Source organism: Polaromonas sp. (assembly GCF_030689685.1).
GTDB lineage: Bacteria > Pseudomonadota > Gammaproteobacteria > Burkholderiales > Burkholderiaceae_C > Polaromonas.
On sequence record NZ_JAUYEY010000050.1, the window covers coordinates 46,901 to 58,499 of the forward strand.

Annotated in this window: 11 protein-coding genes, 2 rRNA genes and 1 pseudogene; 3 read left to right on the forward strand and 11 right to left on the reverse strand. The window is 57.6% G+C overall.

The annotated features are described in order from the left end of the window. Positions 1–48: 48 nt before the first annotated feature. The 9 genes and pseudogenes from Q8O29_RS20385 to Q8O29_RS12385 form a co-directional block, all read right to left on the reverse strand. Positions 49–261, reverse strand: a pseudogene (locus Q8O29_RS20385) (zinc ribbon domain-containing protein); the annotation flags it as partial. 12 nt (positions 262–273) lie between these two features. Then, complete coding sequence (locus tag Q8O29_RS12350) at positions 274–1,362, reverse strand: M4 family metallopeptidase (RefSeq protein WP_305563198.1); 1,089 nt, start codon at positions 1,360–1,362, stop codon at positions 274–276. A gap of 41 nt (positions 1,363–1,403) precedes the next feature. After that, positions 1,404–2,063: a Crp/Fnr family transcriptional regulator gene (locus Q8O29_RS12355; RefSeq protein WP_305563200.1), complete on the reverse strand. Its 660-nt coding sequence runs from the start codon at positions 2,061–2,063 to the stop codon at positions 1,404–1,406. A gap of 66 nt (positions 2,064–2,129) precedes the next feature. Continuing rightward, entirely contained in the window at positions 2,130–2,789 is a 660-nt protein-coding gene (locus Q8O29_RS12360; protein WP_305563202.1) for a LuxR family transcriptional regulator, read from the reverse strand. Between the two features lie 209 nt (positions 2,790–2,998). Continuing rightward, complete coding sequence (locus tag Q8O29_RS12365) at positions 2,999–3,790, reverse strand: response regulator (protein ID WP_305563204.1); 792 nt, start codon at positions 3,788–3,790, stop codon at positions 2,999–3,001. Continuing rightward, the gene (locus Q8O29_RS12370) at positions 3,682–4,206 is read right to left on the reverse strand and encodes a response regulator (RefSeq protein ID WP_305563206.1); all 525 of its coding nucleotides are present in this window, start codon (positions 4,204–4,206) and stop codon (positions 3,682–3,684) included. Before Q8O29_RS12370 ends, Q8O29_RS12365 begins: the two co-directional genes overlap by 109 nt. A gap of 77 nt (positions 4,207–4,283) precedes the next feature. Further along, the gene (locus Q8O29_RS12375; protein ID WP_305563208.1) at positions 4,284–5,183 is read right to left on the reverse strand and encodes a triacylglycerol lipase; all 900 of its coding nucleotides are present in this window, start codon (positions 5,181–5,183) and stop codon (positions 4,284–4,286) included. A gap of 9 nt (positions 5,184–5,192) precedes the next feature. Beyond that, on the reverse strand, positions 5,193–6,818 hold the full coding sequence (locus Q8O29_RS12380) for a GMC family oxidoreductase (RefSeq protein ID WP_305563210.1): 1,626 nt from the start codon (positions 6,816–6,818) through the stop codon (positions 5,193–5,195). Between the two features lie 16 nt (positions 6,819–6,834). Then, positions 6,835–7,326 carry a hypothetical protein gene (locus tag Q8O29_RS12385; RefSeq protein ID WP_305563212.1) on the reverse strand — a complete coding sequence of 164 codons (492 nt, stop codon included), beginning with the start codon at positions 7,324–7,326 and terminating at the stop codon, positions 6,835–6,837. An 83-nt stretch (positions 7,327–7,409) separates the two neighbouring features. On the opposite strand from Q8O29_RS12385, the gene Q8O29_RS12390 reads away from it, so the two are divergent. Genes Q8O29_RS12390 through Q8O29_RS12400 form a run of 3 tightly spaced genes read left to right on the forward strand, consistent with a single transcriptional unit; the run spans position 7,410 to position 10,830 of the window. Next, positions 7,410–8,144, forward strand: a complete 735-nt coding sequence (locus tag Q8O29_RS12390) for a hypothetical protein (RefSeq protein WP_305563214.1) — start codon at positions 7,410–7,412, stop codon at positions 8,142–8,144. A 59-nt stretch (positions 8,145–8,203) separates the two neighbouring features. Next, positions 8,204–9,889 (forward strand): AMP-binding protein, encoded by a 1,686-nt coding sequence (locus tag Q8O29_RS12395; RefSeq protein ID WP_305563215.1) that lies wholly within the window; start codon positions 8,204–8,206, stop codon positions 9,887–9,889. Between the two features lie 20 nt (positions 9,890–9,909). After that, positions 9,910–10,830, forward strand: a complete 921-nt coding sequence (locus tag Q8O29_RS12400) for an MBL fold metallo-hydrolase (RefSeq protein WP_305563217.1) — start codon at positions 9,910–9,912, stop codon at positions 10,828–10,830. Between the two features lie 97 nt (positions 10,831–10,927). On the opposite strand, the gene rrf is transcribed toward Q8O29_RS12400, so the two are convergent. Together rrf and Q8O29_RS12410 are read right to left on the reverse strand one after the other, a co-directional pair. Beyond that, positions 10,928–11,040 (reverse strand): 5S ribosomal RNA (gene rrf / locus Q8O29_RS12405). Between the two features lie 145 nt (positions 11,041–11,185). Next, positions 11,186–11,599, reverse strand: a 23S ribosomal RNA gene (locus Q8O29_RS12410); the annotation flags it as partial.

Consider the following 11,599-nt stretch of genomic DNA (forward strand, 5'->3'; position numbering starts at 1 on the left):
GGCTACCGCAGCCGGACCTGCGCCTGCCTGCGGCGAACCACAGGCACCGCAAAACCGGGCGGACGGGCCGCACTCTTGCCCGCATTGACGGCACACATGAGCCAAGCCAGCACCGCATGCTTCGCAGAAACGGTTTCCGTCGGGATTGACGGTCAGGCAGGCGAGGCAGTTGATGGGCATTTTTTGAGGTTGAGCAAGGATCTTGCCGAGCTTATCCGGCAGTTCGAATCCTTGCACACCGCATGCTGCAACGCAAGGCATTCATGGCGCCGTTCAGGTGATCACTTTGACCGCCTGCCAGGCTGAGGTGACGGCTTTGTGCTCTTTTGACCCGACGCCGAATCTCTGGCTCGCCACCTGGCGGGTAACGCGTGCTGCATCTTTGAAAGTAGCTGCAGGAGTCAGTTTTGCAAAGGCCTCGTACCAGATTGCGCCGGTTTTCTCCCAGGAAAAACCGCCTAGGTGCTGTGCCGCGAGGTAAAACGCATGGTTGGGCACGCCAGAGCTGTCGTGCACATCGGCACCGTCCGCATAGTCGTCCATGCTTTTGTACTGCTCGTCTTCGTACCAGGTCAGGGCACGGTTGCCAGGGTCTTTGAGCGAGCGGATCGCGCGGCCATGGCGGGCCGCCAGCAGATGCTCGCCCAGCAGCCAGTTGGCTTTTGTCACATCCTGCCCGGCATGCCACTGTTTGACCATGCTTCCCACTACATCCGAGAACGACTCATTGAGTGCGCCCGACTGGCCGCGCAGGTCATGGGTCTGTTCCTTGAATTCACGGTCTTTGGGAGCCACGGGAACCACCCCAAGCCCGCCTTTGATCATGTGTTGCGTGACCCCGTGCGTGAGCTCATGGGCGATGATGTCCAAGGCTGCCGGGAACCCGCTGACGTTTTGGTCGCCGTCGCCATAGACCATACTTTTCCCGGTCCACATCGCATTGCCAAAGTTTTGGCCAAAGTGGACCGATGACTCAACCCTTGAGCCGCAGTTGTCGATTGAGCGCCGGCCAAAAACCTTGAGGTAAAAATCCAGGGTGATGCCGGTGTTGTCATACACGTGGTTTGCCGCTGCATCCGGCACGGGTTTTCCACCCTCATCGCGAACCGGGTGCCCAGGCAAGTCCACCCCCTGCGCCAGATCAAATACGACCCGCTGGTAGTTCAATTCAGACGCCTGGGCGCCCGGCAGCGCGGGGTGAGTGGCCCGCGTGCTGGCAACGCCGCGTAGCGTGCGCAGTCGAGCAGCAGCTTCAATATGACCATGCAATTGATGCTGCTCTGACGCTTGCGCTCTACTGGCCAGCTTTCGGGCAAGCTTGGCCGGCACGGCAAAACAGGCGCATCGATAGGCGTGTTTCATGGGCGCTTCGATCTGCACACCAGTACCGCAACTGTGCCGGCCTACCAGCGGCTGGGCAGCTTTTTAAGCAGCGTGATACGCCTGATGCCAAGCTCAATATAGCCACCCTTTTCAAGGTCTTTCAGCAGGCGGCTGACCATCTCGCGCGAAGCGCCGACGCGGTTGGCAATGTCCTGATGGGTGATGGATTCCAGCGTCGCGCTGCTTCCCTCGCCCTCGGTAGCACCTTCACGACGCTCTTCCAGCAAGGCTACCAGCCGGCCGTAAACATCGAGCAAGGCCATGTTCCGCGCGGTTTCCGTCGCGGCACGGGCACGGCGGATCACCTGGACCACCAAATTGATGGCAAATTCGGGTTCCTCGACCAGGTGCTCGCTCACGTCAGTGCGACTTAACACGGCGCAAGTGCAAGGCTCCAGCGTCATCACCGAGGCAGACCGGGGCCCGCCGTCAAGGGACATTTCGCCAAAATAGTCACCTGCGTTGACAGTGCCGTAGGTGATTTCACGTCCACTTTCGTCCATGGCGAACACCTTGACACTTCCCTTGAGAAGCACAAATAGGCTGTCGCCGGACTCACCTTCGTTGATCAAGACTGCATTTTTTCGGTAGGTACGCTGCACGCCACGGCGCGCCAGCGAGCGCAATTCTGGAACCAGCGATGTGTACAGGTCTTCAGCAGAAGGGATTGACGTGCTCATAATGAGCCGTAATCTAGCACGTGGCGTGCCGCCAGTGTGGGCGCCAGCACCGGCCGCGATGAATTTTTAGTGAATTTGGACCAGGTACAAAGGCGCCACCGGAGGCAAAACGGCAACCCTGTTCACTAATTCGCGCACCCCGCTGGAGCCGGTTTTCGCGCAAAGGCTGCGCACATGACTGCGCACAGTGGACACAGCGACCTTCATCTGAAGGGCAATTTCCGGCGTGCTCAGCCCCCGGCACAAGATGATCAACACCTGCTCTTCAGTCTGGGTCAATCCATAACTGCGGGCAAAAAATCCGAACATCCCTGGTTCACACACCTCGGCCCGCGAAAAGAACAGCGCAGTACGGTTTTCCCTTGCGCCGATTTCAGGCTTGAGCGGAACCACCGCCAGCATCAGGCTCAGGCCACCGCCGCTTACGTTGACCAAGCTGCGCTTTCCACCTGCCGCCTTGATCAAGGCCGTTTGCAGGGTTTTACCGTCCGCCGGCATGATGGCATGGACTTCATCGCCGACCTTCCCGAGCACTCTGCGGCGGCTGAGTTCGACCCGGGCTGCCTGATTGGCATGGATAAGCTGGCCGCGCACCCCCACCACGATAACGCCGTGAGCCAGAACATCAATCAACACACTGAGTACATCCGTGCTCGAATCAGAGAGCTCAGGATTGGCAGGAGGCGGAGCCAAGTCCGCAAATCCGGCATTCAACAGGGTATTCATCTTCACGCGCCTTGTAACCATTACAGTTTGTTAAGCGTATGAAGCCTGTCCAAATCTGGATAGTGAATATGTCTCGTGCTAGGTGTGAAAAATTTCACAGCTTTTTGGCGATGGATCGAGGCAGGAATTTCAAATTGTGAGCGTGCGCACACTCTCAAAATTTTGCATCTTGTCTCGATTCTTGTGGGCAACCGTTGGCAAAGGCGAGCTCAAACCCAAGTGCTCAATATGCCCTTGGTTTTCTCCCAATACACCTGAAGCCTGTCGAACTGCTGCGCAGCGTTGAGAGGTATACGGCCTTTTTTTGCCTCAAGCTCAAATTCAACGCAAACAGTCTGCATCGCAACAGCGCCTACATTGCTGGTCGCGCCTATGAGCGCATGTGCCGCCCAAGCGAGCGCAACGGGATCATCGGCGCGAATGCTCTGGTCGATGGCCTTGAGCCGCTGGGAAGCATCGGCGACAAACAAGCCAATCACCTCACGGGTCATGCTTAAGTTGTCGTCATCAAACTCCTTGAACTGCGCCAGACGCTCGAAGTCCATCAACTTCACCTCCAGCGCAACCGCCGGCTTGGGCTTGTCTAGCTGCGGCTTTGCCTGTGAAGCGGGGCCAGTTGCCCGAGCGAGCGTGGGTCCCGGCTTGGCCGGTTTGCTGGAGCCCTCGGCAGCCGAGGCCATTCTGGGCAACCAGCGCTCCAGCGCCTGTGCCAAGGCGGCCACATGCAAGGGCTTGGTCAAGTAATCGTCCATGCCAGCGGCGGCACAACGCGCGCGATCTTCGGGCGATGCGGCAGCCGTCAGGGCGAGAATCGGCGGGGCTTTTTGACCCATCATGGCTTGAATCTGTTGTGTCGCCTGAAAGCCATTCATGCGCGGCATGTTCACATCCATCAGAACCGCGCCAAAACGCCAACCTGCGCCATGCGCCCGTGCCACAGCCTGCACGGCCTCCCTTCCGTCCAGGGCGGTTTCGGCTTGGTAGCCCAATTTAGCCAACATCGCGCAGCCACCTTGAGGTTGACGGCATTGTCATCAACCACCAGCAGCGTCATGTCTTTGGCGGCCACCGTTGCGGCACTGGCTTTCAGCTCGGCCGGGTGCGTGCCACTATCATCCATCGACAAACAGCGAGCCAGCGCGTCAAATAGCTGCTTTTGACGGACGGGCTTGAGCAAACGTGCTGCAAACAACTCGGCCGCCTCGTGACCGGGTGGCATGAAACCGGAAGTGAGCAGCACCAGCGGCACACTTGCCAGGCCCGCCTTTGCCTTGATAACTCGCGCCAGTGTCACACCGTCCATTTCGGGCATATGCATGTCGGTAATGATGATGTCGGGCTGGGCAGATTTTTCCTCCGCCAGGTCCTGCAAGGCCTGCGCCCCGGACTCGGCGCTGCTGACTTGCGGATACCCCAAACAAGGAGCAACTCCAGCATACACAATTTGTTACCGAGCAACGAGCCGACCGGCATCAATGCATACTTTTCCTCGAATCAATCGTCCTTCATCGCCAGGACTTCATCCATGACCTGTGGCAAAAAAGCCAGCTGGACGTGTGCAGCGCCTTGAACCAGTCGATTATTCGCGCCAGGCAAAGTGGCGGTGGCACTTGGAAACACAATGTTGTCGCAGTTCGAATACCAACAGGTAAACAAGGCGTGGCGATGCGCAGGCATGCCCAGGTCAAGCGCCTGATGCCACTGGCCCGATAACTGCATCTGGCGTCCGTTGGCAACTCGGCTGAAACGGGCCAACCAGGTCCCGCGATGCGGTGTTCCCAGCGTCACCACATGGTGAACGCGGTCCTCCGCCTTCATGCGCTTGAGCCAAGCCCGCGCAGCCAGGCCGCCCATGCTGTGGCACACCAGCAGCGGGGGTCGACCGGAAGCTTCCGTGACCTGCCGGACTGCGGCTTCGATGAGCGGGACGTAATCGTCGATAGAGGCAAACGGCGGCTCCAGATTGACCGCCACATAGGCGTGACCGCTTCCCTGAAGGCGTCTCAACCACGGTGCCCAAAAGCCGCGATTGCAAAAAAATCCATGAATGAACACCACCCCACGGCGCCCGCGGACCACGGACTGTTCTGACAGCTGGTCTGGAAACATGGCAGAGCGAAAAGGTTGCCGCCAACAAAACACCTGAGGCGCCACCAATGTTTCGCCAAGCCAGGCCTTCGCGAGTTCTGTCCAGGACGGCTGCGGAGCCGGGTCATCGCGATTGACGAATCGCAAAGCGAGAAATTCAATCGCAAGAAACCCGGAGTAGCCCAAGATCAAGGCGGCGAAACCAGCGAGCGCCAGCACCGTCGAAATTTCCCAGAAAAATATCAGCCACGCGACTGCTGCAGCCAGCAGCATGCAGATGATCAAGCGCTGAAGACGTGCCAGCATGCGCCCGACTCAAGCCAGCAGGAACTCTCGCCCGGTCAGCTTTTTGGCCAATCCCTGCGCGAGCCTGTTGACGACGCCGTAAATGGACAACTGGGGATTGGCGCCTATGCTGGTCGGAAAAACAGAGCCGTCGTGAATCGACAAATTTTCGAGCTGCCAATGCACACCATCAGGCCGGACCACCCCTGACTTTTCCTGGCCAGCCAGGCCACACCCACCCATCACATGCGCGCTGACCACCTTGGTCAACAGGGGTTTCATGGGCATGGCGTTGACCGCATCGCGGGCCTGGCTCCAGATGGTGTAGGGGGTGGCCATTTCATGCAGCGGCAAGACCTGGCGTGCGCCAGCGGCGAACTGGATTTCCATCATCGACAGCAAAGCGCGGCGCGCACCGTCCATCACAAAATCCGTGAGCGGATAGGCCAGCACTGCCGACCCATCACCACGCAGCTTGACCTGTCCGCCACGCGATTGCTCATGAAAACCATCGCGCAGCAACGCCAGCAGGGTGTGGTTGTGCGGGAAAGTCTTGAGCAGGTCGCGCTGGCTTTGACCCATGCCCGGAACAGTCGATGCAAAAATCACCGGATGCAGCGGCGGTGCTTCAAGCTTGTAGCCCATCGGTCCGTCAATCGCCTGCGTGTCCAGAAAATGATCGGTGTAGATGGTTTGCGGCGCGCCGTTCCAGGCTTCCACTTTCTGCGAAAACACTGCCGAACTCATCACCACCGGGTGCAGAAAAGTCCGAGCGCCCAGCACACCGTGTGGATCAGGTGCGCCCGAGCGCAAAAGCACCGCCGGCGAGTTGATCGCGCCGGCTGCCAATACGTAGTGTTTTGCTATTATTTTGGTAGCTACTTGCGCCCGTCCAACGTGGGCTAGAGCCCCATTTTTCTTAACACCTTGGCAGTGCAAAGCCGTCACCTTGCCATTGGCCAGTTCAAATTTCTCTACCCGCATTTCAGTCAGTAGCTGAGCCCCCAGGTCCAGAGCCGCCGGAATCGTGGTCACCAGCATCGATTGCTTGGCATTGGTCGGGCAACCGAGTCCGCAGGATCCCAGATTCCAGCAACCTTTGACATTGCGCGAAATCGCCGCCGCCTGGATATTGAGCTTGGCCGCGCCGCGCCGCAGCAGGTCATTGTTTTCGTTCGGTGGCGTCAGCCAGGGTAGGATGTTCAGCCGTTTTTCGGCTTGGGCAAAAAAGGGCGCAAGGGCATCCACGTGGTAATCCGGCAGGTCAAAATGATCCTGCCAGAATTTGAGCGTAAGCGCCGGGGTCCGAAAGGAACTGGTCCAGTTAACTGTGGTGGAGCCGCCCACACAGCGCCCCTGCAGGATGTTGATCGCCTTGTCTTCGGTTTTACGCGCCGCACTTTCTTGATAGAGCTGCGGGTAAGCCTCGGATTCCTTCTGATTGAAATCGCTGCTGCTTTTGAGGGGGCCCTCCTCGATCATCACCACATGCAGGCCAGCCCTGGCCAACAGTTCGGCGGTAATGCCAGCGCCAGCGCCAGAGCCGACGATGGCAACATCGCAGACAATTTTTTCGGGTGCCGGACCCAAGGCACCTCCGAAGACTTTCCAGCCGCGCTGGAGACCGTCGCGGATCGGGTCTTGCAATTGACTCATACGGTCTTCACTATTTTTAAAGTTTCGGCGGGCCGGGATAGCCAAGCAGTGGCCAAGTTGATGCATCCGTAAAGTAGGCTGCGGCTGTGATGTCATGCAGCGCCGCATACGCCTGCTGCCGCAACGCCAATGCTGAAAGCCGCATGCCCTGCAGCGCAAGTTGAATATCCGCATCGGAAGCCACTGGCCACGCCTGACTCAAACCGGCCATCAGGTGCCGCCCGGGCGCGCTCGCCAGCAAAGACAACAACTGCGACAGCTCGTCCTGCGCATGGGTTGGCAATGCCAGGGTCAGTTCGTCGATCCGCCCAAGCAGACCATCGAGTGCGACCTGCCTGGCAGCATCATCGGTTGGCAGGCTTCCCTGCAGCACCGCGCGGCCCACCGCCCGAAAGACCTCACGGCCGGCCTCACCCAACTTGCCATTCTGCAGTCCGGCTTGCATCAGCGCAGCAACGCCTCCGCCCAGGGCGAGCACCGCCGCCGAGGCGACGCCCAGCTTGACCAAGGTCCTTCTTTGCATCGGTCAAGTTTCGCACGCGCTCCCTGCATTTCTATAGAGCGCAGCACCTAGATAAACTCCGTGTTTATATGGAGCCTGCCGCATCCCGCATTCGTGAAGCCATGCAGGCTGTTTCGCAGCTACGATTGGGCCGGGCGGGCCAGCCCCTGCTCGAACAGGCCCGCCTGGAGATCAGGCGTTTTCAGGCGCAGCGTTTCAAGGCGACATATGCGGACCTTCTGCACAACCTCCGTTACTGCGGGGCCGCCGGATTTTTTCTGCATGAGCTGTATGGCGAGCAGGACTATGCACAGCGCGATCAGCAGTTCGCCCGCATTGCCAGCACCATTGCCCGCCTCTTTCCACAAGCGGTTGTCGAAACGGCGGCCGCACTGGCTGAAGTGCATGCGCTGACAGAACAGCTCGACGACATGATGGCCCGGCAATGGTTGGCGGCTCCCACACGCAGTGCGCATGTCCGGTATATCCAATGCTGGCGCGTTGTCGCAGACCGACCGGCAAGGCTCCGCCAGTTGGAAGTTGTTCTGCACCTGGGGCGCGAGCTGGATCGCCTGACACGCATGCGTGGCCTGCGCGGCCTGCTGAAAATGATGCGGAGACCCGCAGCTGCGGCCGGTCTGAGTTCACTGCAGGATTTTCTTGAGGCAGGTTTCGACGCTTTCGCGGACATGAAAGGGGCTTCGGAGTTTTTGACGCTGATCGAAAAGCGCGAATCAGACTGGATTGCAACCTTGTTTGACGAGGACGCTGTCGCCTGCGAGACGAAATTGCTTGAACTTCTTGCAAGCGGGGACGCGCATTAGGGACAAGCCCCATACGCTTGCACTTGCGGTGCTTTCACAATGGGACAAAAGGAGTTTTCATGGACAAGTTTTGGCTCAAGAGTTATCCCGAGGGTGTTCCGCACAGCGTTGACCCGGAGCAGTTTCGCTCGCTGAACCAGTTGCTGGAGGACTCCTTCAGGAAGAACGCATCGCGGCCGTTTTCAGTCTGCATGGATCGCTGGATGTCGTATGGGGAACTCGATGAGTTGTCCTGCGCGATGGGGGTGTGGCTGCAAGCCCAGGGACTGGAGCCCGGCGCCCGGGTGGCCATCATGCTGCCCAACATTCCGCAGTTTGCCGTGACCATGGCCGGCATCCTGCGCGCCGGCTACACCTGCGTCAACGTGAATCCGCTGTACACCGCCCGCGAGCTGGAACACCAGCTCAAGGACTCAGGCACGACCACCATCGTCGTTCTAGAAAATTTCGCCACAACCCTTGAAGAGATCATCGACCGGACTTTGATCAAGCATGTGGTGGTCGCGTCAATGGGTGATTTGCTGGGCTTCTGGTACGGGCAGTGGATCACTTTTGCGGTACGGCATCTGGCCAAGATGGTGCCTGCCTACAAGTTGCCGCTGGCGAACGGGCGCACCGTCACGCCCTTCAAGCGCGTGATGGTGGAGGGGATGGGCAAAGCGCTCAAGCCGTCTCAGACCAATCTGGATTCGATAGCTTTTTTGCAATACACCGGCGGGACCACCGGTTTGTCCAAGGGCGCGGTGCTGACCCACCGAAATATTGTCGCCGCCGTTCTGCAGGCAGAAGCCTGGTTCACGCCAGCCTTGCGCCGTATTGGCGATGTCAGCAAGACCAACGGCATTGCCGCTTTACCGCTGTATCACATCTTCGCGCTGACGCTGTGCCTGTTGGCGATCCGCTGGGGCTCCCACCTCACTCTGATCCCGAATCCGCGCGACTTCGGCCAGTTCATCGAAGTTCTGAAAAAACGACCCTTCCATATGCTGCCGGCTGTGAACACCCTCTTCAATGCCCTGCTGCAGCACCCCCAGATCAAGTCGGTGGATTTTTCCAGCCTCTGCGTCTCACAGGCAGGCGGGATGGCGGCCTCCGAGGGCACTGCCAAACGTTGGCTGGAGGTCACAGGAAGCCCGATGATCGAAGGCTGGGGGATGAGTGAGACCTGCGCGATCGGCACCAACAACCCCGTACTCAATCGGGAGTTCACAGGTACGATTGGATTGCCTTTGCCGGGAATAGATATCGCGATCAAGGACGATGATGGGCATTCACTACCCTTCGGCGAATCCGGGGAGATCTGTATCCGGGGGCCACAGGTCATGACGGGATACTATCAACAACCCGCAGAAAACGAAAAGGCATTCACGCCCGACGGCTTCATGCGAACCGGCGACATCGGAATCATGGACGATAAGGGATATACAAAAATCGTCGATCGGAAGAAGGACATGATCATTGTTTCCGGCTTCAACGTATTTCCCAATGAGCTAGAGAATGTCATTTCATTGTGTCCAGGCGTTCTGGAATGTGCAGCCATTGGCATCGCTGATGACAAGCAGGGTGAGGCGATCAAGGTTTTTGTCGTGAAGAACGATCCAACACTCACCGAGGAGGCTGTGGGCGAATACTGCAGGCAAAATTTGACTGGTTACAAACGCCCGAAATACATCGAATTTCGTGATGATTTGCCTAAAACGAATGTGGGCAAGATCCTCAGGCGTGAATTGCGCGCCACGGCTTGATGGATCGACAAGCTACAGCCATGACGGGCGAGCGTCTGCCGGCAGGTTTGCTCGTTTTTGAACGTGGATGGCTGTCGTCCAACAATATTCTCTTCCGGGGAACGGATTTCAACGCCATCGTTGACAGCGGGTATGCGACGCATGCCGAACAGACCCTGAATCTTGTGGAGGTCGCATTGCAAGGGCGTACTCTCGACATTCTTCTCAATACCCATTTGCACAGCGATCACTGCGGGGGTAATTCGGCACTTCAGACCATTTACCCGGAGTTGCAAACGCTGATTCCGCCTGGGCAAGCGCATCTTGTTTCGAACTGGAACCCGATCGCGTTGACATATGTCCCTACAGGACAGTTGTGCCCCCAGTTTCAGTTCACCGACTTGCTGAAAACAGGTGGCGAAATCGAGCTAGCTGACAAACTCTGGCAGATTCATGCGGCCCCAGGCCATGATCCTCATTCGGTAATTCTTTTTGAACCACAGTCTCGGATCTTGATTTCGGCCGATGCTTTGTGGGAACGTGGCTTCGGCGTGGTCTTTCCCGAGCTTGAGGGGGGGAGTGCTTTTGACGAAGTGGCGGCCACACTCGATCTGATCGAGCGCTTGGCTCCGCACACTGTCATACCCGGCCATGGCCCAGTATTTGGTTACCGTCCTCAAGTACTGGCATCTGCGCGTCAACGCTTGAATGCTTTTGCCAGCAATCCAGGTCGGCATGCACATCATGCGGCCAAGGTACTGCTTAAATTCAAGTTGCTTGAACAACAGCAACTTCTTTTCGTGGATTTTCTCGAGTGGGCGAGGCGTACCAGCTACTTCCAACAAATACGCGAGGCATTTTTCGCGTCCACTGTATTTGAAGATTGGGTGGAGCAGCTGACCGTCGAACTGGAGCGTTCTGCCGTGGTGCGCAGGGATGGGGATTTGATTTTCAACGCATGATCAGGAAATGACATGAGCGCCGGATGACGTGTATTTTCTTTCGCCCAAAAGAAAACGCCCAGTCGACTGAATCAACTGGGCGTTTCTTGCTGTAAGAGCCTGACGATGTCCTACTTTCACACGGGAATCCGCACTATCATCGGCGCTAAGTCGTTTCACTGTCCTGTTCGGGATGGGAAGGAGTGGTACCAACTTGCTATGGTCATCAGGCATAACTTTTTGACAACTTGTTCATCGAACAAGCCATCGAATTCATAGAGCAAATCAGCTTTTATTTAATGTCTTGCACTCTTGCGAGAGCAGTATTTTGAATGCGTCACTTGGGCATAACAACCTTGAATCTAATCAAAGTTATAGGGTCAAGTCGCACGAGCAATTAGTATCAGTTAGCTTAACGCATTACTGCGCTTCCACACCTGACCTATCAACGTCCTGGTCTTGAACGACTCTTTAGGGGGCTCAAGGCCCCGGCAGATCTCATCTTGAAACGAGTTTCCCGCTTAGATGCTTTCAGCGGTTATCTCTTCCAGATTTAGCTACCCGGCAATGCCACTGGCGTGACAACAGGTACACCAGAGATCTGTCCACTCCGGTCCTCTCGTACTAGGAGCAGGCTTCCTCAAATCTGCAGCGCCCACGGAAGATAGGGACCAAACTGTCTCACGACGTTTTAAACCCAGCTCACGTACCTCTTTAAATGGCGAACAGCCATACCCTTGGGACCGACTACAGCCCCAGGATGAGATGAGCCGACATCGAGGTGCCAAAC

Excerpts from the sequence above, each read along its gene's own strand:
- Q8O29_RS12350 (WP_305563198.1), bottom strand. The coding sequence starts at position 1,362 with ATGAAACACGCCTATCGATGCGCCTGTTTTGCCGTGCCGGCCAAGCTT.
- Q8O29_RS12355 (WP_305563200.1), bottom strand. The coding sequence starts at position 2,063 with ATGAGCACGTCAATCCCTTCTGCTGAAGACCTGTACACATCGCTGGTT.
- Q8O29_RS12360 (WP_305563202.1), bottom strand. The coding sequence starts at position 2,789 with ATGAATACCCTGTTGAATGCCGGATTTGCGGACTTGGCTCCGCCTCCT.
- Q8O29_RS12365 (WP_305563204.1), bottom strand. The coding sequence starts at position 3,790 with ATGTTGGCTAAATTGGGCTACCAAGCCGAAACCGCCCTGGACGGAAGG.
- Q8O29_RS12375 (WP_305563208.1), bottom strand. The coding sequence starts at position 5,183 with ATGCTGGCACGTCTTCAGCGCTTGATCATCTGCATGCTGCTGGCTGCA.
- Q8O29_RS12380 (WP_305563210.1), bottom strand. The coding sequence starts at position 6,818 with ATGAGTCAATTGCAAGACCCGATCCGCGACGGTCTCCAGCGCGGCTGG.
- Q8O29_RS12390 (WP_305563214.1), top strand. The coding sequence starts at position 7,410 with ATGGAGCCTGCCGCATCCCGCATTCGTGAAGCCATGCAGGCTGTTTCG.
- Q8O29_RS12395 (WP_305563215.1), top strand. The coding sequence starts at position 8,204 with ATGGACAAGTTTTGGCTCAAGAGTTATCCCGAGGGTGTTCCGCACAGC.
- Q8O29_RS12400 (WP_305563217.1), top strand. The coding sequence starts at position 9,910 with ATGACGGGCGAGCGTCTGCCGGCAGGTTTGCTCGTTTTTGAACGTGGA.